We start from the raw sequence: 22,143 nt of genomic DNA, 5'->3' as shown, positions 1-22,143 counted from the left end.
TTTTGGTTGTTCTTAACTTATGATTCAAAAAAATGACTGTCGTTTTCAAAAGCAGTTCCAATAACTACCAGGTCTGCACCGGCATTATAGGCATTTTGAATTCCGTGCAAATCTACAATTCCTCCTCCAACAATAATAGGAATATTAATGTTTTGAGCAATTAACTGTATCATTTCCAGCGGAACGGGCTGCTTTGCTCCGCTTCCCGCCTCCAGATAAATCAATTGATTCCCCAGCATTTCTCCGGCCTGTGCAGTAGCCAAAACCAAATTAAAATTTTCTCTGTTTAATGGTTTTGTTTTACTCACTCTTGCTACAGCAGTTTCATTGCCGCTTTCGATCAAAATATATCCTGTCGAAATTACTTCAAGATTTGTCTTTTTAAGAATTGGTGCCGCCTGAACCTGATATTCTATTAAGTAATCCGGATTTCGGCCGGACAATAACGACAGGAACAAAATAGCATCGGCCTGAGGTGAAATCTGCGACGGATTACCCGGAAATATAACAACGGGCAGCTTTGTTTTTTGTTTTAATGCTGCAATTAAATCTTCTAAAATTGTAGATTCTACAATGCTTCCTCCCACAAAAACATGAGTTGCAGGCGATTGATTGATTTTAAGCAGCAAATGATCTAAATTTTCCCAAACAATTTTATCAGGATCTAAAAGTATAGCGAGTAATTTTTGTCCGTTACTTTTAGCTTCCAGAATTTGTTGGCGTATATTGGGTATTTTTTGTCTCATAACGGGCGTAAAAGTAAAAGTTTTTTAATGCAGAAGAACTATTTTGAATGAATTATATTTGTGTTATAGTTAAAACAAAATTATGATAGCAATTGCTCTATTGGAAAAATATGGCGCTCTGAAAAAATCTTTCGATAAAAATGAAATTATTTTTGAAGATGGTAATTTGCCAACGCATTATTATCAGATCATTTCCGGCGAGGTTAAAATGAGCAATTATAATGATGACGGCCGGGAATTTATTCAGGGCATTTTTTATAAAAATCAGTCTTTTGGTGAACCACCTTTATTTTTAAACCAAAATTATCCTGCCAATGCGATTGCTGTTGAAGATGCAGAAATTCTTTTGCTAACAAAAAGCAGCTTTATGCAATTGCTGGAAGAAAATGCCAATGTAAGTATTAAAATTATCGAGAATTTAGCACAGCGCTTGTATTATAAATCGGTTATGGCGGCAGAGATGTCTACGCAGGAACCGGAGCATCGCATTTTGAAATTAATGGATCACGGAATCGCTTATTTCAATTTCAAAAAAGAGGAAAACGGTTACCTCATTAATTTTACCCGACAGCAAATAGGCGATTTAACCGGATTGCGTGTCGAAACCGTGATTAGAACCATAAAAGCTCTTGAAAAAAAGGGCGTACTAAAGATTATCAACAGAAAAGTATACCGATAAAAAAGTTCTCGTTTTATGATTTTAATCATAAAACACAGCTCTAAAGTGCTTGTACCTTTGTTACTCTAAAAACAAACATTATGACACTTTATCAAACAACATTCGAAAATTTCAATAAAAATTATATGGGTTCTGCAGCAATGGCTGTAATTGGTCAAAGCTGTTTAGGTGCAGCTGCAGCGATGTATATTCTTTCTCACGGTACCTCTATTGGTCAAATGATACAATTGGCTATTATTGTTTTGGCTTGTATATTAGCCAATACTTCTATACTTGCACAAATGAAACATAAAGTAGTTTTTAACTTTATTATTACAAGTGCTATTTTAAGTGTTCTGCTTATCATACTGAACAATTTTATTCTATGAGAAAACAGATAGAAAATAGAGCTGATGTCGAATTTCTGGTACATCAGTTTTATGCTAAAATAAGAGCCGATGAAGAAATTGGCTTTTATTTTAATACGATGATTAAAGATTGGGATGCTCACCTTGAAAAGCTAACTGATTTTTGGGAAACGAATTTGTTTGCCGTAAAAAAATACAAAGGCAATCCGCATGCGGTACACAATGAAGTTGATGCTCATTTTGAAAGCAAAATCACTTCAAACGAATTCGGAATCTGGCTGAACTATTGGTTTCAGACTTTAGAAGAACATTTTGAAGGCGAAAATGTAGAAACACTAAAAAGACGCGCCCGAAAAATGGGAACTTTTTTGTTTATGAGTATGTTTGAACATCGTAAGAAGATGAGTGAAGTTTCTATACAGTAATGCATAAAACGTATTGTTTGTCCTTGCGAGGAACGAAGCAATCACATTTGCTAAATCAAATTGTTCGTGTGATTGCTTCGTTCCTCGCAAGGATATGATTATGGCTACATTTCGAAAGATGGATTAAAATCCATCCCTACAATATATTTCGTTCCTACGAAACTCTTTCTAAATTTTGATTTTATTATAGAAATCGAAATGACAAAATTGTCGTGAGTTTTGGAATTTTTCTTATTGGAATTTGGAATTTTTATATAGAAATTTCACTCCAAAATTATTTCTCAAAAGCGTACACCAAAGTAAAATCCTGTCCAGACGTACTTGACTTGATCTCTTTATAATGCACATCAAAATCTACTACAAGATCATTAAAATGCAGACTGGCTTCTGTTAGATTTTCATCTAATGAAAAAGCATTTACCCTGATATGATCTTTAAAACTGATTCCTTTTTCGTTTCTTATTTTAAAGATGGCTTCTTTTGCGCCCCATATTACGGTAAGTTCCTTAATATAATCTTCCTTATTTTGAGTGTTTAAGTAACTGGTTTCGGTATCTACAAATTTATCGGCAATGCGAAGGATTTTTTCGCGTTGCAGTTCCATGTCGATTCCTACGGTTTCGTCGCTGATGATAATAGCTGCAAAATCGTGCGAATGTGTAATTGAGATATGATTGTGACAATTAAAGTAAGGCTTTCCAAATTCGTCATAATGCATTTCATGATCTGTAAAACCCATTTCCTGTATTAGCATACGAACGCTCAAAAAAGCACGCTGGTGCATTTGCGACTTCATTCCGTTGAGTCTTTGCTGCGTTTTTTCTTTTAAAACTACTTTGCTCAATAACTCCTCAAAAGATTCTGTTATGTGCCAAATTAAAATTTTGGTAGTTTCGTTGAATTGTATGGTTTCAAATAAAGGCATTCTTTTTTAATTATGAATTATTAGTTTTAAGTTATGAATTATTTTCCGGATTTGAAAACTGAATTTCTTATTTAACGTCCCGTCTTTCTAGCCCTGATGGGAGTGGCATCCTTTTTCTGGCTTCTTTAGCCAGGAAAAGATATAGTGGACAGCAGGAAATAGCTCCTCAATTTCAATACCTTCTTGTAAAAAGTAAATTATTTAGCTAAAGTTCAAAAGATTAAGAAATTAAACATTTCACAAATCTTATAGAAAGTAGGTAGAATTAAAAACCTATTCCGTAAATTTGCAAAAATTTTACAATATACAAATATACTATAAATGAGTACTACAACTACGCCTTTTGTGGCTTTCAAAGTAAAAGACATCTCTCTAGCGGCTTGGGGAAGAAAAGAAATTGAATTGGCTGAAGCTGAAATGCCAGGGTTAATGGCACTTCGCGCTGAATATAAAGACGAACAACCTCTTGCAGGTGCTCGTATCGCTGGATGTTTGCACATGACTATTCAGACTGCAGTTTTAATCGAAACTTTAATTGCTCTTGGTGCAGAGGTTACTTGGTCTTCTTGTAACATTTTCTCTACTCAGGATCAGGCTGCTGCTGCTATTGCTGCTGCAGGAATTCAGGTTTATGCATGGAAAGGTCTTGATGAGCAATCATTTGACTGGTGTATTGAGCAAACTTTATTCTTTGGTGAAGACAGAAAACCATTGAACATGATCTTGGATGACGGTGGAGATTTAACTAACATGGTTATTGACCGTTTCCCAGAATTGGTTCCTGGAATCAAAGGATTGTCTGAAGAAACTACAACTGGAGTTCACAGACTTTACGAAAGAGTAAAAGCCGGAACTTTACCAATGCCTGCAATCAACATTAACGATTCTGTTACTAAATCTAAATTTGATAACAAATACGGTTGTAAAGAATCTGCAGTAGATGCTGTACGTCGTGCAACTGACTTAATGTTAGCTGGAAAAAGAGTTATCGTTTGTGGATACGGTGATGTTGGAAAAGGAACTGCTGCTTCTTTCAGAGGTGCAGGATCTATTGTAACAGTTACTGAAATCGATCCAATTTGTGCTTTACAAGCTGCAATGGACGGTTATGAAGTTAAAAAATTAAACACTGTAATTGCTAATGCTGATATCATCATTACAACTACAGGAAATAAAGATATCGTTCTTGGAGAGCACTTCGAGCAAATGAAAGACAAAACTGTTGTTTGTAACATCGGACACTTTGATAACGAAATTGATATGGCTTGGTTGAACAAAAACCACGGTGCATCTAAAATCGAAATCAAACCTCAGGTTGACAAATATACTATCGCTGGAAAAGATATCATCATTCTTGCTGAAGGTCGTTTAGTAAACCTTGGTTGTGCTACAGGTCACCCAAGTTTTGTAATGAGTAACTCATTTACTAACCAAACTTTGGCACAAATCGAATTATGGAAAAACAGTGCTGCTTACAACAATGACGTTTACATGTTACCAAAACATTTAGATGAAAAAGTTGCTGCTTTGCACTTAGCTAAATTAGGAGTTGAATTGGAAACTTTACGTGACGATCAGGCTGCTTATATTGGTGTTCCGGTTGAAGGTCCATTTAAACCAGAGTACTACAGATACTAAATAATTTTAGATTTCTGTCCCGATAGCTATCGGGATTAGATTTCTTCAATACATATTTCAAACCCGATAAGTTTTAAAAACTTATCGGGTTTTCTATTTTAATTTCAAAAATCAAAATCAAAATTTCAAACTCCAAAAATCTAAAATCTAAAATCCAAAATTAGGGCGTGCCACGTAAAACAAGAACATTAATTTAATCAGATATTTTACACGGTTTCTAAATTTAAACTTTACATTTGAACTTCAAATCCCCAATATCTAAAACCTAATTATGAGAACTCGCCTAATTTTAACCTTACTATTATTATTGCCTTTTTTTACCAATGCACAATCTAGTCTGCAAAGACAAATGCAGGCTTCGAACGCAATGGTGAGACAGCAAAACCAAATGTTTCTGCAGCAACAACAGCAACAACGTGCTATGGCAAGCATGATGAACAACATCGAAACAAAAGAAACAAAACTAGCCAAGGAAGAAAAAAAACTTAAAAAACTTCAGGAAAAAGAATTACAAAGAGAAACTGATTTAAAGACAAAAAACGATGAATTAAAAACTCTCGAAATCAACTCCCAAAAAAATAATAGTTCCGAGATTTTAAAAGATATCGAAAAGTCTAAAAAACAAATCGCTAAGTCTGAAGAAAAAATAAGTGAATCGAAAACCGATATCGAAAAGAGTTCGAATAAAATTCAGGATTTACAAAACCAAATACAAGCTGATAAAATCAAAAAAGCAGAATTAGAAAAACAACACGAAGAAGAAAAAAAGGCCAAAGAAGAAGAAAAAAGATTAAAGGAAGAGGAAAAGGCGAAGAAACAAAAAGAAAAGCAAGACAAGAAAAAATAGCACTATGATCGAAAAAGTTGTATGCGAAATGCATGGCACAAAAGACATGTCTTTTTCCTGCATTCATATTGCGATGGCAATAGACCAAAAAGAAAAAGTAGGTTTCTTTTATTCTGAAGCCGAAGAAGATCTTCCTCAAATTGCATGGTGCGGAGCATGTGAACAATGGCTGCTGGATAACGGCGAAGAATGGAATGATGCTTTTGAAGCTAAAGCCGATTTTAAAATATTATGTGCTGACTGTTTTGATGAGGCAAAAGCAATTCAGTTGGGAGATGATCAAATATAAATAACAATGATTACTACAAAAGATTTTAAATTATTACCCAATAAAAATTCATTACAAAATATCTGCAAAGCGATTTCGGTTTTAGATGCTATTATTTGTCAGGAATGGGAATATCGTTATTACTCCTACAACTATCAATGGGGAGAAGGTGAAGAATTTTTCGAAATGAGAAATGGATCCGGTGATTTAATGAACATTCTTTTTCTTGAAAATCATTGTATAATAAATGGTTTTGCGCACGAATTTCAGCATAATAAAAAAAGTGACCTGACTAAAAATTTACCTGAAATTTATACTGAATTTATATTTGGAGAACCAGTGGCCTCTCTTGGAACTACATTTTGCCTATGGACAAATGAAACCGGAAATTGGCAGGTGGGATTGATTGAAGATTACAATGATAACTCAGCTGAATTGCTGGCTATTTTTGACGGAAATCCACAAACTTACATTGACTGGGCAAGTGAATATTTTGAAGATTCTTATAAAGAAACCGGAATACCATTAAAAACAGTTACCGAAATTTATCAAGGTAAGGTATTAACCAAAGAAATGGTTTTATCTATTGTTGACGAAATTGAAGATTGGAAATTATTAGAAGACGATTTAAAAGAGATAAATTACGAATACGACTTTAAATAATCTCACTAAAAAATGTTGATTCTGTCATTAAATAAATTAATTTCATTTCAATAAGATTAACTTTGTAAAAACCGTTAATCATGAAAAACTTCTTCTTTTTAGGCATCGCTATTATATTCGAAATCATTGCCACTTCTGCCTTAAAAAAGTCGGAGCAGTTTACACAAATTATTCCAAGTATTATTACCATTGTAGGTTATTTTGCTGCTTTCTACTTTTTGAGTTTTGCTATTAGAACCATTCCGGTTGGGATTGCTTATGCCATTTGGTCTGGAGTTGGAATTGTTTTGATTACTATTATTGGAGCCGTTTTCTTCAAACAAATTCCTGATTTGCCTGCAATAATAGGATTGGCGTTGATTATGATTGGTGTTGTGGTTATTAATGTTTTTTCTAAAACTACGGCGCATTAAGCAACTATTATCTTTATGATGACTTATATTTGATTGTATCAAATAACACTATCATATTACACAAGTTTGTTTTTGATTGATTATTAGATTCTTCACTTCAAATATAAAATAATGGATTTCAGAAAAGCCACAATTTCAGATTTGACAGAAATGCAGGAAATGTATATCGACACTATTAAATGGAGTTGTAAAAACGATTACAGTCCTTTAGAGATCGACGCCTGGATTTCCGGACTTAACAATGTAGAACGATGGGCAAAAGTTATTCATGTGCAATTTGTTTTATTGGCTATTGCCGAGAATAAAATTGTAGGCTACGGAACCCTAAAAGACGGAAATTATATTGATTTCTTTTGCGTTCACAAAGATTTTCAACGACAAGGGATTGCCGATAAAATATTCAATCAATTAGAAAATGAAGCTAAAAAGGAAAACTCAGAAATCATAACAGCCGATGTGAGCATAACGGCAAAACCATTCTTTGAGAAAAAGGGCTTTGTTGTAAAAACCAAACAAAAAAATATCCGTTTAGGTGTTGAATTGATCAATTACAAAATGGAGAAAAGTTTGAAGTAGCTTTATAACCTCTTGCGAAGTCGCGAAGTTTTAATTTAAAAGTTTAAGTCAATCTTTGTCGAGCGACTTTGCGGTCCTTCGACTTCGCTCAGGATGACAATAGTGCGAAAAAACTTTGCGGCTTCGCGACTTTGCAAGCAAAAAAAACATAGCGTTCTTTGCGTAAACCTTTGCGACCTTTGCGGTTAAAAAAAACAAAGATGACAATACTGCGAAAAAACTTTGCGGCTTCGCGACTTTGCGAGCAAAAAAAACATCGCCTTTGCGTAAACCTTCGACCTTTGCGGTTAAAAAAAAAGACAGCAAGTTTCGGATTTTATATCCGCAAAAACCAATCGATCTTTGCTTTATAAAATCGAACGAAAATGAACACACAGGAAAACATCAATTATAAGCGAATAGCCGATGCGATCGATTATATCAAAACAAACTTTAAGGATCAGCCCAACTTAGATGAGGTTGCCGAAAAAGTGCACTTAAGTCCGTTTCACTTTCAGCGTTTGTTTACCGATTGGGCAGGAACAAGTCCGAAGAAGTTTTTGCAATATATTAGTGTCGAACACGCCAAAAAAATCCTCAAAGAAAATAATAAAGCCACTTTATCTGATGCTGCTTTTGATACCGGATTATCCGGAACAAGCCGCCTTCATGATTTGTTTGTAAATATAGAAGGAATGACTCCCGCCGAATACAAAAATGGTGGCAAAAGCCTCGAAATTAATTTCAGTTTTGCAGAAAGTCCGTTTGGGAATATTATTGTAGCTTCTACAAAAAAAGGAGTTTGTTTTATGGCTTTCGCCGAAGATGAAGAAGCCGGATTTCAGGATCTAAAAAACAAATTCCCGAATGCAGGATTTTCCCGAAAACTCGATTTATCGCAACAGAATGCTTTGTTCATTTTTCAGAATGATTGGAGTAAATTATCTGAAATTAAACTGCATTTAAAAGGAACTGATTTTCAATTGAAAGTTTGGGAAACTTTACTTAAAATCCCGATGGGACAGCTTTCTACTTATGGTTCTATTGCGCAACAAATAGAAAAACCAAATGCTTCCCGCGCTGTTGGAACTGCAATTGGCAGCAATCCTGTTGCTTTTTTAATTCCGTGTCACCGTGTGATTCAATCCTCAGGAACCTTTGGCGGTTATATGTGGGGAAACACCCGTAAAACGGCTATTATTGGTTGGGAAGGCGCGCAGTCAAATCTAATAATCTAAGATTTCTATTTACAATATATGTCGACAAACTTTGCGTAGATGCACTGCAGTGCATCTCTACAGATATGCTTTGTGTAAATAATTCCTCATATAAATTTCAATCTAAAATTTATGCAAAATATACCATCTAAAATTGCTTCTCTTAATTGGGAAAGCATCACCGAATCTATGCACGAAAATGGATTTGCCATTATTCCAAATGTACTTACCAATGAACAATGTGAAGATTTAAAATTCGATTATGACAATCCAAATTTATACCGAAAAACAGTTGTAATGGAACGTTATCGCTTTGGTCTTGGCGAATACAAATATTTCAATTATCCATTGCCAAATTTGATCCAAACGATTCGAGCGAACATTTATCCTAAACTCGCACCCATTGCAAATGCCTGGATGAAAGTTTTAAATATCAGTACTGTCTTTCCTGAAACGCATGAAGAATTATTGCAACAATGTCACGCCAATAATCAACTTAAAGCAACTGTTTTAATTTTAAAATATGGTAAAAGCGGTTTTAACACTCTGCATCAGGATTTATATGGCGATGTTTATTTTCCTATTCAAATAGTACTTTTCCTTAACGAACCTGATGAAGATTTTACTGGAGGAGAATTTGTATTGACACAGCAAACTCCAAGAGCACAATCGAAAGCCATTGTCCTGAAACCTAAAAAAGGAGACATATTGGTTTTTACAACGAATTTCAGACCTGTAAAAGGCACAAAAGGATATTATCGTGTGAATATGAAACATGGCGTTAGCGAAATTCATTCGGGTGAACGACATACATTGGGAATCATTTTTCATGATGCACTCTCGTGAATTTCTGCCATAAATTATTTTTTTTCGCCACGAATTCACGAATTAAACTAATTTATAAACGTACAGATTTTTCAAATTTATTAAACATTCGTGAATTCGTGGCGGAAAACAAATACATAAAACTTATGCTTCAACACAATAAAATTTCCGATCGGGATATCCGAAATAAAATTAAAAATGCAGAAATTTGCTTTGGTGGAAACCAAAAACTAAAAATCTACGGCACTTTAAAATGTTCTTCGGGAAAAAGAATGAAACGTGAAAACCGGGTTTTCTTTTTATCTGAAAATGAAGCCAGAGAAAATGGTTTCAGACCTTGTGGACATTGCATGAAAACCGAATATCAAAACTGGAAAAATGGACTTATTTAATCCCGAATCTGACGAAACGACTAATCTGCTTCCTAAAGGTGGAACTGTAAATTATTACGGAAAATTATTTCCGAGAGAAGATTCTAATCGCTACCTGGATATTCTTTTGAATACTATAGAATGGAAAAATGATGAAGCGATTATCTTTGGGAAATTAATTTTGACCAAACGAAAAGTAGCCTGGTACGGCGATTCGGGTTTTGAATATACGTATTCTAATACTACGAAAAAAGCACTTCCGTGGACAAAGGAATTACTGGAATTAAAAGCTGTTATTGAACAAAAAACTGGTGAAACTTTCAATTCCTGTTTGCTTAATTTATATCATTCCGGCGATGAAGGAATGGCCTGGCACAGCGATGCCGAAAAGGATTTAAAAAAGAATGGTGCGATTGGTTCTGTAAGTTTTGGTGCTGAAAGAAAATTTGCTTTCAAACATAAAGAAACCAAAGAAACGGTTTCGTTAATCCTGGAACATGGCAGTTTATTAGTCATGAAAGACGAAACCCAAACGCATTGGCTGCATCGATTGCCGCCCACTAAAACAATATCAAAACCGAGAGTAAATTTGACTTTTAGAACTATTGTTTCACAATAAAAATTTATTGAACCATTCAGGGATTAAGGAAAATTAAGCTTTAAGACCTAATGAATCTTAGTATCTTAATCGTAAAAAAAACTCTAATTTGTACTACCAACCCTGATTCAATCCGTTTTTAAGGACTTCTTCGTACTTGTCTTTATCAAAAGTGTAAAGATTGGGGGCTTTATGCGCTACGTTACTTTTCTTTTCGTCTAGTTTATTCAGGATGCCAATGTTGTTAATTTTACGCAGAAAGTTCCTTCTGTCCAGTTTTTTATCCAAAATGGTTTCATACAATTTTTGCAGTTCCGGCATAGTAAATTTTTCGGGCAATAAATTATATCCTATCGGCATTAGGTTCAATTCAATTCTAAGTGTATTTAATGCTTTATCCAGAATTGCTGCATGATCTAAAATAAGCTCCGGAACTTCTTTATGATCAATCCATTCTATAATTTCTTCTTTATTGACAGATTTTGGAATCGTTTTTAAAAAGTCGACCAGCGCATAATAGCCAATGGTAACAAAACGTTGTGTAAGCCATTTTCCTTTTGCTTCTTCAATTTTTAAATATTCTAAAACTTCTTTGCTAAAATGCTGATCGTTGCGTTTTATTTTTCCAAAAGTGGCAAATTGTCTCAAAAAGATGCCTTCTACTCCTGTTCTTTCATTTAAAACAGTGACAGCAGCAGTATCAATATCCTGATCAATTGGAATAAAACCGCCAGGTAATGACCATTTATTACTGTGCGGAATCTTAATCAATAAAACCTTGAGCTGATTGTCATGAAAACCAAAAATCACACAATCTATCGAAAGTCCGGGTTGATAATTTTGATTATTTTCTATAATGTCTTTTAACATTTAAATTTTATTAATTACAACTTTCGTTTTTGGATTTGCTCTGCAATTTAAATCATTTTTATAAAACCAAAACATTTTTATCCAATTCAACTTTAATAAATCTATAAAAAAGCAGGTCTTAATAAGAAGTGTTAAAATCACAATTTTTTAATTAAAAACAAACAACAAATTAAAAAAATAAGTACATTGCGTCATAATAACACATTAAAGAAGTGTTTTGTTGTTTTTTGAATTAATAAATACTTTAAAAAAATTATAATTTACTGATTACCAGTTTTCAATATTGTACTTTTTGAAGCAAAACGACAATAATAATCTATTTAATAATAGACCCATTAATGATTTGAATATGAGCATTCCTGATTTAGAAAAACTCAATAAAAAATTGATGAAGAAGATCTATTCTTCTTTTGGATTAGTATCAAAAAATGATCTTTTAGAAGCTTCTATAAAGTACAGTGAAGAGCAGGAAAAAATCTTCAATCAAATGATTGTTGAAACTGATGCAAAAAATAAAAAAGCAAAACGCGAAGCTTTTGACAAAGCACTCTTTGCCTCTTATAAAGGAATTGGTGCTATGGATTTTATAAATACTGTTTTGAAATAATTGCTCAATCTCAATCAGTAGAACTCTTTTAGCACACGATCTGTTTAAAAATGATCAATTATATTTTATGAACCTTGCTAAAAAAGCGAGGTTTTTTCTTTTACGCAAAGTTCTCTGAATTAAAACATTAGACAAATCACTAACTCTTTTTTTATTTCAAATTAAAATTTAGCAGGGATAAAAAAAATATTTTTTTTTTCAATTTCAATTGTTAATGTCAATAAAATGACGCAATTTTATTAAGAAAAATTAAATTAATTAATTTTAACAATAATTAAGTATTTCAAATCACTTATTTTTGCGAATCCTAAAAAAATAAGATTATACTTATATTAATTATTAGAAATATTAAAAAAACATCGATGGAAAATCTTATTCAATCAGAAAATTACAAAATTGAAAAGCCTGCAGAATGGGCTAGTAATATTAATGACAGTCAACTTATTGAATACATTAAAGAATCAGATTTTGCAAGTAAACAAATAGATGAGGGACGTGATTATTGTTATTTTTTAGATAAAATTTATTATACCAGTGATGAGGAAAATAGCGAATACGCCTGTGTAGCTTATACACTTAACGAACCTGCTAATCTTGAAAATGCTTCGGTAATGGATGTCGTGGTCGAAGAAAACGAAACTTACATTATACATAGAATTACCGTTTTAAGAGAAGGTGTTTTGGTTGATAAAATTCCTGATACTAAAATTAAGGTACTTGACAGCGAAAACCAAAGTGATGGCGGTGTTTTAAGCAGCAATAAAAAAATTAATATTACCATAAAAGATTTACGCCTTTATGATGTTTTGATCATGGAAGATTCAAGAGTAAAGGTCTTTACTGAACGCGACTTTTTACGTAAAGAATTTTCTAAGTTTGTTTGGGTTAGTCCAAGTACTTATTGGGCTTACGGAAGTTATAATTTTTCTTTTATCAATAATCGCAAGAATAGAATTGCTTACAAAAAAACATTCTTTAGAGATGAAGACGGAAATGTATTGGCTCCGGAAATCCATTACTTAGAAAAAGGCGAACGCTTTACTATCGAAAAAGAAAACTACATCAATTTTGTAGATACTAATCGTGAAATTGCTCCTTTTATAGACTTTGCAACTGATAGCAACTGGATCGACTTGTCTAATTATATTTCTCCTTTATACGAAGAGGTTTATGCTAAATCATCTCTACAGGAATTTGCTCCTAATCTTATCGAAAAACTGGATGCTATTAGCAACAAAGATGAACAGTTACAGTTTGCGATAGATTATGTGCAAAATCACGTGTATTATGTTTTTAACGCAGATGAAATGAACGGTCACAAACCGCAGGAGCCTTCTGTTACGTATCAAAACAAACAAGGAGATTGTAAGGCAAAATGTGTTTTACTAAAAGTAATTTTAGATTACATCAAGGTCGATTCGTCTGTGGTTTTGGTTAATTTTAATACAGATCATTACCTTAAATATTATTTACCTTCTTTATTGACTTTTAATCATGTCATTGTAAAAATCGACTATAAAGATGAAACGTATTTTATTGATGCGACGAGTCGTGATGAATTTGGATTGATTGAAAATCGTGGATTTATTTACTTCATGCATTATCTTGAGGTAAAACCAAATCAGGATTTACAAATAAAAAAATCGCATAAATTTCCTTATTATGGTATTAATGAAAAAGCCGAATTTAATGTTCAAAATAATACCGGACAGCTTTCGTTAACCACAACTTACAAAGGAAACCGTGCCAATTATATGCGTAAGTATTTTAAAAACACCAACAAAAGAGAAATCATTGACAGCTGGAATAATTTCTTTTTTTATACGCTGAATTATAACAATGACCGAAACGGAACTGATGTTCGAAATATATTTAAAGACGCTACAATTGAAACATTGAGTGATGATAAAAAGCTGAATGAATATACTATTCAGTACAAGGCAAATGTTGAAGATCCGTATTTTACAGATGCACAAAAAAATCGCTTTTTAATGTATTTTGACCGAAATGTGATTAAAAATAATGCTCGTGATTTTTTGCATACTGATATTGCTTTCTGGCATAATTTTGATAACGAGAAATATGAAATCAATCTTTACACGGATCAAAGAATAGATGTAGAAGAGAAATTTACGGTACAGGAAAGCACGATAAAAAATCCTTATTTTGATTATACCAGCCGTAAAAAAGTAACAAAAAATGGTGCTACGATAAATATTGATTTTACACCATTGGTTAATTTAGAAATTCCGCCAGCAGATTTTGAAGAATTCAGAAATGCGCATCACGAAGTTGCAGACAGTAATTTTGGACTTGGAATTGATATTATAGAACAAGGCTTTATGAATTTGATGAAATTTAATTTCAAGAAACTGGTAAAGTAATGAGAACAAAAAAGGGCTTCGTTTGAAGCCCTTTTTTATTATTAGATGAATTTTAAAGCAATTCAAAATCAGATTTTAGTTTGATATCTGCTGATGAAGCTCCAATCATTACTTCGAAATCTCCCGGTTCTGCAATAAATTCTAATTTATCGTTGTAGAAAGAAAGTTTCTCTTTATCGATTGTAAATTCGATTGTTTTAGATTCTCCAGCGTTTAATTTTACTTTTTGAAAATCCCTTAATTCTAAAACGGGTCTTACTACTGAGCCAAATTTATCTTTTAGATACAATTGTACTACTTCTTCTCCGGCCACTTTTCCAACATTCGATAATTGAAAAGAAACTTTAATGGTTTCGTTATTCTTCATTTTAGCCGAAGATAATTTCAAACCTGAATAATTGAATTTGGTATAACTCAACCCGTAACCAAAAGGAAATTTAGGAGAGTTTTTAAGATCAATATAAGCTGAAACATAATTTTTTGAATCTTCGTCTTTCGCCGGTCTTCCTGTACTGTAGTGATTGTAGTAAATAGGAATTTGCCCAATTTCTCTCGGGAACGTCATTGGCAATTTTCCAGACGGATTGTAATCTCCAAATAAAACATTGGCGATTGCATTTCCTGCTTCTGTACCTAACCACCACGTATATACAATTGCCGGAACATTATCTGCCGTCCAGTTAAAAATAAGAGGTCTTCCCGCATTTACCAAAACTACAACCGGTTTTCCTGTAGCCTGAATTGCTTTTACTAAATCTTCCTGAACACCTGGCAAATGAAGATTGCTTCGGCTTTTTGCTTCACCGCTCATATCGCGTCTTTCTCCTATACTCAAAATAACAACATCGGCTTGTTTGGCAGTCGCAACGGCTTCGGCAAAACCATCTTTGTTGTCTCCGTCTACTTCACAACCTTTTGCGTAAAGTAACTTGGTATTTTTACCTACTTTATTTTGTAAACCATCCCATTGCGAAACGATCCATTTATTGTAGTCAACCTCCGGTAATTCTACAGACCAGAATCCCATATTTTCTTTGTATTCTTTTACCATTGGACCGATAAACGCAATTGTTTTCAGGTTTTTAGAAAGTGGTAAAGTTTCATTTTCATTTTTTAATAAAACGATACTTTTTTGTGCTACATCCAGAGCCGCTTTTCTGTGTTCAGGATTGTTCAACGCTTTGTCGGCTCTTTTTTGATCTGAATATCGATACGGATCTTCAAATAATCCTAATTCGAATTTCTTGCGTAAAATACGTTTTACCGCATCGTCAATTAATTCAACAGGTACTTTTCCTTCTTTAACCAATTCGGCTAAGTGATATCTGTAGGCGTTACTTTCCATATCCATATCACTTCCGGCTGTAATCGCAGAAAGTGCTGCTGCTTTAAGATCTTTTGAATAACCGTGTGCTACCATTTCGCCAATCGAACCCCAGTCTGAAACTACAAAACCCTGAAAGTTCCATTTTCCTTTTAAGATATCGCGTTGCAAATGCACATTTCCTGTAGCAGGAATTCCGTTTAAGTCATTGAATGAATTCATAAAAGTTGCAGCACCTGCATCAAGAGCTGCTTTAAAAGGAGGTAAATACGTTTCCCAAAGCATTCTTTCACTCATGTCTACTGAGTTATAATCTCTTCCGCCAACGGCTGCTCCGTAAGCTGCAAAGTGTTTTACGCAAGCCATAACCGAGTTTAAATCTCCCAGTTTATTTCCCTGAAAACCTTTTACTCTTGCATAAGCAATTTTAGATCCCAGATAAGTATCTTCTCCAGCACCTTCCATGACACGTCCCCAACGAGGATCACGGCCAATATCGACCATTGGTGCAAATGTCCAGTGAATTCCGCTTGCTGCAGCTTCTATAGCGGCAACTCTTGCTGCTAATTCAATTGCTTGTAAATCCCAACTTGCAGCCTCGGCCAACGGAAGCGGGAAAGTAGTTTTGTAACCGTGAATAACGTCCTGACCAAATAGCAACGGAATTTTAAGACGTGATTGCATTGCCAGTTCCTGATATTGTCTGGTGTATTTTGTACCCACAACATTTAGCATCGAGCCTATAATACCTGCTTTTATTTCGGCCTGTTTGTTTGGGTTTATGGTAATTGGTCCCGTTGCAGAATTATCTCCCGTATACTGATTAAGCTGACCTATTTTTTCTTCGATGGTCATTTTTTTCAATAGAGCATTTACTTTCTGGTCTATTGTTTCTTGTTGTGCCGTCGCAAAAAACGATACCATCAACAAGGTAAATGTGGTTAATTTCTTCATGAATTTAATTTTGATTACCAAACGTAAGTAGCCACAGCACCTGCGTTTAAGGTAGTTGAAATTTGTTTTTGATTGTATTTTATATTAAAAGTTTCAGTTGTAGCTCCGTCGTTTTCTACAATTAAAACTGTTTGTCCTGACGGAGTTTTAAAAGCGACATTGTATAAATTTCCGCTAATATTACTTGCTATTCTTACTGATCCTTCAGGAACAAATTTTGATGCGTGACCAATAATATAATACCCCACTTCTCTTTTTATATTCTGAGCCTGATCGATCATTAATGCTCCTTTGCAAGTCGAACATCCGCCTGGGGTAAAAGGTTTGTAATATTCGTCATTTGCTAATCCCCACGAAAGTGCATTCACGCTCCAGTTACGCATAGAACCAATTACGACATTTTTTACACTCCATTTCAAATCAGATTCGAAACTGCTTTTTGATCCTGTATATTGTTCGGTAAAATACAAATCTTTGCTTGGATATGCATCATGAACTGTAGATAATGCGCTGATATCTCCTTCGTATAAGTGAAACGCAGAACCTGCTACAAAAGGATTTGCTTTTGCATCTTTTAAAATCGTCAAAGGATATTCCGGTTTATTACAATTGTGATCGTAAATCACAATTTTGGTTTTGATTTTAGCTTTCGCGAAAGCGGGACCTAAATGATTCCCAATAAAATCTGCCTGTTGTTCAGCAAGCATTAATAAACTAGGGTTATTTCCTGGATGCAATGGCTCATTTTGAGGTGTAATCGCATCAATAACAATTCCGTGCGATTTCATGGCCTGAATGTATTTTACAAAATACTCGGCATAAACCTGATAGTATTTTGGTTGTAAACTTCCGCCTTTTGAGCTTCCGTTGTCTTTCATCCAAACCGGAGGTGACCACGGAGAACCCATAATTTTTATTTGTGGATTGATGGCTAAAATTTCTTTTAATAAAGGCACAACATCATTTAAATCAGGTCCAAGATTAAATTTTTCCAGTTTTAAATCTGTTTGACCTTCCGGTAAATCATCATACGAAAAAACTTTTTCATTCAAATCAGAAGCTCCTATACTAATACGAAGATAACTCAACCCAATTGCATCTTCTTTTCTGGAAAACAATTCCTGAAGCAAGGCTTCTTTTTTTGCTTTATCCAGTTTTAGGATTGCCTGAGCACTTCCTCCTGTCAAAGAAAATCCAAAACCTTCGATGGTTTGAAATTTTTGTGAAGGATTTACTTCAATAGTCTGGTTTGAATTCGTTTCTGTATTAAAAACCAAATCATTTTGCTTTTGAAGTTTTAAAGACTCATCGGTTGTAGTGATCCACGATTCTGCTTTATTAGAAGTGGCTGCATTTTTTGAAGTTCCGCATTTTATCTGAACTGCAATAAGAGGCAGTAAAAGTAAAATTTGAAGTTTTTTGTTGATGTTTTTCATTTTAATCTATTTCTATTAAAACAGGTAAATGATCCGATGGATATTTTAAATCTTTAGAATCACTTAAAACTGCGTGTTTTTGAATTTTTAATCCACTGTTTTTTGAAACAAAAATATAATCGAGTAATAGTGTTACCGGTTCGTTGTGTTTGAAATCGTTAAACGTTCCTGATGGTCCAAAAGGCTTTTCTTTTGAAACATCTTTTGTATCATCCATTACTTTTTTAATTTCTGCTATTTGTTTTGTATCCGGTTCTGAGTTGAAATCTCCCATTAAAAAAGCCGGATATTTCTTTGTATTCAATTCGCTTATTTTTTTCAAAGCAAGCTGTACTCCTTTTATTCTTGCTTCTTCGCCCATGTGGTCCAGATGAAGATTAAAAACCCAAAACGTTTTTTTAGTTTTTAAATCTTTAAAAAGTCCATAAGTGCAAACTCTGTTACAAGCTGCATCCCAGCCTCTGGAAACTACATTGGGAGTTTCTGATAACCAAAATGTATTGGATTGCTCTACTTTAAAGCGATCTTTTTTATAATAAATCGTACATGCCTCGCCTGTTCCTCCTTCTTCTCTTCCTACTCCAAATTTGTTATAATTTGGCAAAGCCGATGCTATATAATCAACCTGACCGGGAGTTGCTTCCTGAACTCCAAAAACATCCGGACTGTAAAATTGTATTTGAGAAGTAAAATAATCTTTTCGATTTGGCCATGCATTTTCTCCGTCAGAAGCAACATCTAAACGGATGTTGTAGGTCATGATCTTTAAATTTTGACCATAAAATGATCCGCTTACAAAAAGTAGGAATACTACTAAAATAATTTTGTTTATCTTTTTCATCTTTAAAAAAATTTAGTCGGTAAAGCTAATGTTTCTCTAGCCTTAAAGAAAAAATCTTATTTAAAAGTTATGTTAATTATGTACGTTAGAATAGTTAATATTAAATATATCATCGTTGTTGGCTTAAAATATTTTTAGTTTAAAATTCTTACACAATTAATTCCCGTTTTTTGTTTCCAGATGAACGTTCAGCATTTTAAAATTATTTCCAGGTATAAGTGCCCACAGATCCTCCTTGCAAAGAAGTAGTCACCCATTTATCATTGAATTTAATATTAAATATTTCATTTCCTTGTCCGTCATTTTCAACAATTAAAACTTTAGAACCTGATGGCGTGATGAAAGCTACATTTTGTAAGTTCCCGCTTATATTACTTGCAATTCGTACTGATCCGGCCGGAACAAACTTAGAGGCATGCGCTATTATATAATAGGCTACATTGCGCTGAAAAGCTTCACTTGAAGTTACTGTTATTGCTCCTTTACAAGTGCTGCATCCTCCTGTTGTGTGAGGTTCGAAAGATCCATTATTGGCCAAATTCCACTCTAGTGCATTCCTGCTCCAGTTGCGCATTGAACCTATAATTACATTTTTAAGATGCCATTTTAAATCTCCACCAAATTCACCTGTAGAAGAAGTCCATTGTTCTGTGAAATAAATATTTTTATCCGGATAAGCATTATAAACATTTGAAAGTGCGCTGATATCTCCGGCATATAAGTGAAAAGCAGAACCATCAACAAAAGGATTTGCTGCCGGATCTGCTAAAATTGCTTTTGGATAATTTGGATTGTCACAATTGTGGTCGTAAGCAATAATTTTTGTAGTAATATTGGCGGCTTTAAATGCCGGGCCTAAGTTGTTTTTAATGAAATTTGTCTGCTCTAAAGCTGACATTTCCATACTTGGATTATTTCCGCCATGAAGGGGCTCGTTTTGAGGCGTTACGGCATCAATAATAATTCCTTCAGCTTTCATTTGCTGAATGTATTTTACAAAATATTTGGCGTAAACATCGTAGTATTGAGCCTGTAATCTACCTCCAATAAAACTGTCTTTATCTTTCATCCATAGCGGAGCTGACCAGGGAGTAGCTAGAATTAAAATCTTAGGATTGATGGCCAGAATTTCTTTTAAAAGTGCAATTACTCCTGTTTTATCTTTTTCTAAACTAAAATTTGCTAAATCAAGATCGGTATTTCCTGTAGGAAGATCATCATAAGTAAACGGAGATGCATTCAAATCAGAAGCTCCAATACTGATTCTGATGTAGCTTATACCAATTGAGGTTTCTCCGGAACCAAACAATTCCTGTAAAAGTGCAGTTCTTTTGGCTGCTGTTAACTTATAGATTACATCAGCACTTCCGCCAGTTAAAGTATATCCAAAACCATCTACGGTTTGATATTTCTGAGCGGCATTTACTTCAATATTTGCGTATGAATTAGCAGTAGTGCTAAATCCTAAAGTTCCGGTTTGTTTGGTTAATAATGCGCTTAAATCTCCTTTTGTAAGCCAGAAATCGACATCGTTTGTTACCACAACCGGAGGGTTTACCACTGGTGGATTTACTACCGGATCGACAGCATCATTTGATGAAGAGCATTTTACCTGAGCAAATACTGCAATCGCGAGGAACAATATTTTTATACTGTTTTTAAAATTCAATTTCATTTTTTATAGTTTTTAGGTCAGCCATTAGAATACAATAGTTTGCATAGCATGGGCCGGGATAGTTATAGTATTTTGCAAATCGTGGTTGATTAGGGTATAAACAATCTCCTTATCTGATTGGTTCATGACAACTGTAATTATTTTGCCATCAGCGTTTTTAAAAGAAGTGCTTATTAAATTTTTATCATTTATTGTTTGAATGATTCTTTTTGCTCCAGGGCGGATAAATTTTGAGAGATGTCCAATATAATAATACATTGGCGTGTAGATTAACTCATCTTTTGTGGTATCGGCATGAATGGGTGCAAAACAAAAATTCCCAACATGATTAGGCCCTCCATTCTGGTCTAAAAGAATGTTCCAGTCTGTCCAGGCAACGGTTCCGTTATTGAAATCGTTGATCATATTAAGTCCGTAACGTTCTGCATTTCCCCAGAATTGAAATTTAGTCGCATCGAATTTTTCTATACAACCTTCTGTGAAAATTAAATTTTTATCCGGAAATGCTTTGTGAACTTCGCCTACCGATTCAAATTTTGGAGTACCGCCGTTCCAGGTTTCGTACCAGTGAAATCCAATTCCCCAGGCGTATTTTGAAACCTCAGGATCAGAGAAAACCAAATTGGCTCTTGTCGTTAGCATATCACCACGATTATGATCCCAAATGATCACTTTTTTAGCATCAAGCCCTTCTTTTTCTAAAGTGGGTCCCAGAAAATTTTTCAGGAAATCTCTTTCTGCTTCGGGAGTATAGATGCATGATTCCCAACGTTGTTTTGCCATTGGCTCGTTCTGGATCGTTAATCCCCAAACCGGAATTCCTTCTTTTTCATAAGCTTTTATAAACTTAGCATAATAATTTGCCCATGATTGGGCAAACTCAGGCAATAAAACGCCGCCGTGCAAAATATCATTATTGTCTTTCATGAAAGCTGGGGGACTCCATGGGCTAACAAATAAGGTTAATTTCCCGCCGGCTGTTTCAATTGCTTTTTTAATGAGTGGAATTCTGTATTTTCTATCGTGATCGATATTAAAGGTTTTGAGTTCTTTGTCACCTTCCTGGACATAAGTATAACTGTCGCTGCTAAAATCGCAACTGTGAATATTTGTTCTGGCAAGGGAATATCCTATTCCTTTATTCTTATCGTAGTAAGCGCTAAGAAATTCTTGTTGTTTTTTTCGTGATAGTTTGGCAAAAACCTCCGCACTTGCATCAGTTATTGCACCACCAATTCCCAGAAAAGTCTGGTCTGTTTTATCAGGATCTAATTGTATAGAAACTGTTGAATTTGTTTGTTGTGAAGTTGGTTTTGAAATTAAATTATTCGATAATGATAATCTCAAATTTGTGTTTTCGGCAGTAGTGTAAACCTCTATTTTTTTATTTTTTTTGGATGTATGAGCATTTTGTCCAACAACGTTTGATGAAGAACAAATTAATTGTAGAACTGCTATTGGAGCTATTAAAATTCTATTGATGATTTTCATAGTATTTTTAAAAAACGATTTAATTTAAATTAAAAATTGAGGGC

Annotated in this window: 23 protein-coding genes; 15 read left to right on the top strand and 8 right to left on the bottom strand. The window is 34.1% G+C overall.

Features of this window, described 5'->3' with window-relative positions; genetic code table 11:
- Positions 1-17 precede the first annotated feature (17 nt).
- Positions 18-746 carry a geranylgeranylglyceryl/heptaprenylglyceryl phosphate synthase gene (locus B0M43_RS08090; RefSeq protein WP_078006224.1) on the bottom strand — a complete coding sequence of 243 codons (729 nt, stop codon included), beginning with the start codon at positions 744-746 and terminating at the stop codon, positions 18-20.
- A gap of 82 nt (positions 747-828) precedes the next feature.
- On the opposite strand from B0M43_RS08090, the gene B0M43_RS08085 reads away from it, so the two are divergent.
- From B0M43_RS08085 to B0M43_RS08075, 3 genes are all read left to right on the top strand, one after another.
- Positions 829-1,425, top strand: coding sequence for a Crp/Fnr family transcriptional regulator (locus B0M43_RS08085; protein ID WP_078006225.1), 597 nt, complete (start codon positions 829-831; stop codon positions 1,423-1,425).
- Positions 1,426-1,505: 80 nt separating this feature from the next.
- On the top strand, positions 1,506-1,793 hold the full coding sequence (locus B0M43_RS08080) for a hypothetical protein (RefSeq protein WP_065448066.1): 288 nt from the start codon (positions 1,506-1,508) through the stop codon (positions 1,791-1,793).
- The gene (locus tag B0M43_RS08075) at positions 1,790-2,197 is read left to right on the top strand and encodes a group III truncated hemoglobin (protein ID WP_078006226.1); all 408 of its coding nucleotides are present in this window, start codon (positions 1,790-1,792) and stop codon (positions 2,195-2,197) included. Before B0M43_RS08080 ends, B0M43_RS08075 begins: the two co-directional genes overlap by 4 nt.
- A 274-nt stretch (positions 2,198-2,471) precedes the next feature.
- Here the strand turns inward: B0M43_RS08075 and B0M43_RS08070 are convergent, their stop codons facing one another.
- The gene (locus B0M43_RS08070; RefSeq protein WP_078006227.1) at positions 2,472-3,122 is read right to left on the bottom strand and encodes a 4'-phosphopantetheinyl transferase superfamily protein; all 651 of its coding nucleotides are present in this window, start codon (positions 3,120-3,122) and stop codon (positions 2,472-2,474) included.
- 321 nt (positions 3,123-3,443) lie between these two features.
- On the opposite strand from B0M43_RS08070, the gene ahcY reads away from it, so the two are divergent.
- The 10 genes from ahcY to B0M43_RS08020 all read left to right on the top strand — a co-directional run bounded on the left by ahcY (position 3,444) and on the right by B0M43_RS08020 (position 10,538).
- Positions 3,444-4,760 (top strand): adenosylhomocysteinase, encoded by a 1,317-nt coding sequence (ahcY, locus tag B0M43_RS08065; RefSeq protein WP_056245149.1) that lies wholly within the window; start codon positions 3,444-3,446, stop codon positions 4,758-4,760.
- Between the two features lie 271 nt (positions 4,761-5,031).
- Positions 5,032-5,607: a hypothetical protein gene (locus B0M43_RS08060; protein WP_078006228.1), complete on the top strand. Its 576-nt coding sequence runs from the start codon at positions 5,032-5,034 to the stop codon at positions 5,605-5,607.
- A gap of 4 nt (positions 5,608-5,611) precedes the next feature.
- Positions 5,612-5,896 (top strand): hypothetical protein, encoded by a 285-nt coding sequence (locus tag B0M43_RS08055; protein ID WP_078006229.1) that lies wholly within the window; start codon positions 5,612-5,614, stop codon positions 5,894-5,896.
- A 6-nt stretch (positions 5,897-5,902) separates the two neighbouring features.
- On the top strand, positions 5,903-6,538 hold the full coding sequence (locus B0M43_RS08050; RefSeq protein WP_078006230.1) for a hypothetical protein: 636 nt from the start codon (positions 5,903-5,905) through the stop codon (positions 6,536-6,538).
- An 80-nt stretch (positions 6,539-6,618) separates the two neighbouring features.
- A complete protein-coding gene (locus B0M43_RS08045) occupies positions 6,619-6,951 on the top strand; it encodes a multidrug efflux SMR transporter (protein ID WP_065448073.1) in 333 nt (110 codons plus the stop codon).
- Positions 6,952-7,062: 111 nt separating this feature from the next.
- Complete coding sequence (locus tag B0M43_RS08040) at positions 7,063-7,527, top strand: GNAT family N-acetyltransferase (protein WP_078006231.1); 465 nt, start codon at positions 7,063-7,065, stop codon at positions 7,525-7,527.
- Between the two features lie 365 nt (positions 7,528-7,892).
- Complete coding sequence (locus B0M43_RS08035) at positions 7,893-8,744, top strand: methylated-DNA--[protein]-cysteine S-methyltransferase (protein WP_078006233.1); 852 nt, start codon at positions 7,893-7,895, stop codon at positions 8,742-8,744.
- Positions 8,745-8,855: 111 nt separating this feature from the next.
- Positions 8,856-9,569, top strand: coding sequence for a 2OG-Fe(II) oxygenase (locus tag B0M43_RS08030; RefSeq protein ID WP_078006234.1), 714 nt, complete (start codon positions 8,856-8,858; stop codon positions 9,567-9,569).
- Positions 9,570-9,694: 125 nt separating this feature from the next.
- On the top strand, positions 9,695-9,940 hold the full coding sequence (locus B0M43_RS08025; RefSeq protein WP_065448135.1) for an Ada metal-binding domain-containing protein: 246 nt from the start codon (positions 9,695-9,697) through the stop codon (positions 9,938-9,940).
- A complete protein-coding gene (locus B0M43_RS08020) occupies positions 9,927-10,538 on the top strand; it encodes an alpha-ketoglutarate-dependent dioxygenase AlkB (protein ID WP_078006235.1) in 612 nt (203 codons plus the stop codon). Before B0M43_RS08025 ends, B0M43_RS08020 begins: the two co-directional genes overlap by 14 nt.
- Before the next feature lie 93 nt (positions 10,539-10,631).
- Here the strand turns inward: B0M43_RS08020 and B0M43_RS08015 are convergent, their stop codons facing one another.
- Positions 10,632-11,387, bottom strand: a complete 756-nt coding sequence (locus tag B0M43_RS08015) for an NUDIX domain-containing protein (RefSeq protein ID WP_078006236.1) — start codon at positions 11,385-11,387, stop codon at positions 10,632-10,634.
- Positions 11,388-11,679: 292 nt separating this feature from the next.
- On the opposite strand from B0M43_RS08015, the gene B0M43_RS08010 reads away from it, so the two are divergent.
- The gene (locus B0M43_RS08010) at positions 11,680-11,994 is read left to right on the top strand and encodes a hypothetical protein (RefSeq protein WP_243397521.1); all 315 of its coding nucleotides are present in this window, start codon (positions 11,680-11,682) and stop codon (positions 11,992-11,994) included.
- Positions 11,995-12,356: 362 nt separating this feature from the next.
- Positions 12,357-14,378: a DUF3857 domain-containing protein gene (locus B0M43_RS08005; protein ID WP_065448081.1), complete on the top strand. Its 2,022-nt coding sequence runs from the start codon at positions 12,357-12,359 to the stop codon at positions 14,376-14,378.
- Between the two features lie 52 nt (positions 14,379-14,430).
- Here B0M43_RS08005 and B0M43_RS08000 read toward each other — a convergent pair whose 3' ends face one another.
- The 5 genes from B0M43_RS08000 to B0M43_RS07980 form a co-directional block, all read right to left on the bottom strand.
- A complete protein-coding gene (locus B0M43_RS08000; RefSeq protein WP_078006237.1) occupies positions 14,431-16,656 on the bottom strand; it encodes a glycoside hydrolase family 3 N-terminal domain-containing protein in 2,226 nt (741 codons plus the stop codon).
- 14 nt (positions 16,657-16,670) lie between these two features.
- The gene (locus B0M43_RS07995; RefSeq protein WP_078006238.1) at positions 16,671-18,092 is read right to left on the bottom strand and encodes a glycoside hydrolase family 30 beta sandwich domain-containing protein; all 1,422 of its coding nucleotides are present in this window, start codon (positions 18,090-18,092) and stop codon (positions 16,671-16,673) included.
- Position 18,093: 1 nt separating this feature from the next.
- Positions 18,094-18,933, bottom strand: a complete 840-nt coding sequence (locus B0M43_RS07990) for an endonuclease/exonuclease/phosphatase family protein (protein ID WP_065448084.1) — start codon at positions 18,931-18,933, stop codon at positions 18,094-18,096.
- Between the two features lie 202 nt (positions 18,934-19,135).
- Positions 19,136-20,608, bottom strand: coding sequence for a glycoside hydrolase family 30 beta sandwich domain-containing protein (locus B0M43_RS07985; RefSeq protein ID WP_078006239.1), 1,473 nt, complete (start codon positions 20,606-20,608; stop codon positions 19,136-19,138).
- 24 nt (positions 20,609-20,632) lie between these two features.
- Entirely contained in the window at positions 20,633-22,099 is a 1,467-nt protein-coding gene (locus tag B0M43_RS07980) for a glycoside hydrolase family 30 beta sandwich domain-containing protein (RefSeq protein ID WP_078006240.1), read from the bottom strand.
- Positions 22,100-22,143: the final 44 nt, after the last annotated feature.

Origin of the sequence: Flavobacterium sp. KBS0721 (assembly GCF_002007065.3) — a bacterium.
Taxonomy (GTDB): Bacteria; Bacteroidota; Bacteroidia; order Flavobacteriales; family Flavobacteriaceae; genus Flavobacterium; species Flavobacterium piscis.
This window is presented reverse-complemented; position numbering and strand designations above follow the sequence as displayed.

Bases quoted from the DNA above. Each gene is read 5' to 3' on its own strand.
- B0M43_RS08090 (WP_078006224.1), bottom strand. From the start codon at position 746: ATGAGACAAAAAATACCCAATATACGCCAACAAATTCTGGAAGCTAAA.
- B0M43_RS08085 (WP_078006225.1), top strand. From the start codon at position 829: ATGATAGCAATTGCTCTATTGGAAAAATATGGCGCTCTGAAAAAATCT.
- B0M43_RS08080 (WP_065448066.1), top strand. From the start codon at position 1,506: ATGACACTTTATCAAACAACATTCGAAAATTTCAATAAAAATTATATG.
- B0M43_RS08075 (WP_078006226.1), top strand. From the start codon at position 1,790: ATGAGAAAACAGATAGAAAATAGAGCTGATGTCGAATTTCTGGTACAT.
- B0M43_RS08070 (WP_078006227.1), bottom strand. From the start codon at position 3,122: ATGCCTTTATTTGAAACCATACAATTCAACGAAACTACCAAAATTTTA.
- ahcY (WP_056245149.1), top strand. From the start codon at position 3,444: ATGAGTACTACAACTACGCCTTTTGTGGCTTTCAAAGTAAAAGACATC.
- B0M43_RS08060 (WP_078006228.1), top strand. From the start codon at position 5,032: ATGAGAACTCGCCTAATTTTAACCTTACTATTATTATTGCCTTTTTTT.
- B0M43_RS08055 (WP_078006229.1), top strand. From the start codon at position 5,612: ATGATCGAAAAAGTTGTATGCGAAATGCATGGCACAAAAGACATGTCT.
- B0M43_RS08050 (WP_078006230.1), top strand. From the start codon at position 5,903: ATGATTACTACAAAAGATTTTAAATTATTACCCAATAAAAATTCATTA.
- B0M43_RS08045 (WP_065448073.1), top strand. From the start codon at position 6,619: ATGAAAAACTTCTTCTTTTTAGGCATCGCTATTATATTCGAAATCATT.
- B0M43_RS08040 (WP_078006231.1), top strand. From the start codon at position 7,063: ATGGATTTCAGAAAAGCCACAATTTCAGATTTGACAGAAATGCAGGAA.
- B0M43_RS08035 (WP_078006233.1), top strand. From the start codon at position 7,893: ATGAACACACAGGAAAACATCAATTATAAGCGAATAGCCGATGCGATC.
- B0M43_RS08030 (WP_078006234.1), top strand. From the start codon at position 8,856: ATGCAAAATATACCATCTAAAATTGCTTCTCTTAATTGGGAAAGCATC.
- B0M43_RS08025 (WP_065448135.1), top strand. From the start codon at position 9,695: ATGCTTCAACACAATAAAATTTCCGATCGGGATATCCGAAATAAAATT.
- B0M43_RS08020 (WP_078006235.1), top strand. From the start codon at position 9,927: ATGGACTTATTTAATCCCGAATCTGACGAAACGACTAATCTGCTTCCT.
- B0M43_RS08015 (WP_078006236.1), bottom strand. From the start codon at position 11,387: ATGTTAAAAGACATTATAGAAAATAATCAAAATTATCAACCCGGACTT.
- B0M43_RS08005 (WP_065448081.1), top strand. From the start codon at position 12,357: ATGGAAAATCTTATTCAATCAGAAAATTACAAAATTGAAAAGCCTGCA.
- B0M43_RS08000 (WP_078006237.1), bottom strand. From the start codon at position 16,656: ATGAAGAAATTAACCACATTTACCTTGTTGATGGTATCGTTTTTTGCG.
- B0M43_RS07995 (WP_078006238.1), bottom strand. From the start codon at position 18,092: ATGAAAAACATCAACAAAAAACTTCAAATTTTACTTTTACTGCCTCTT.
- B0M43_RS07990 (WP_065448084.1), bottom strand. From the start codon at position 18,933: ATGAAAAAGATAAACAAAATTATTTTAGTAGTATTCCTACTTTTTGTA.
- B0M43_RS07985 (WP_078006239.1), bottom strand. From the start codon at position 20,608: ATGAAATTGAATTTTAAAAACAGTATAAAAATATTGTTCCTCGCGATT.
- B0M43_RS07980 (WP_078006240.1), bottom strand. From the start codon at position 22,099: ATGAAAATCATCAATAGAATTTTAATAGCTCCAATAGCAGTTCTACAA.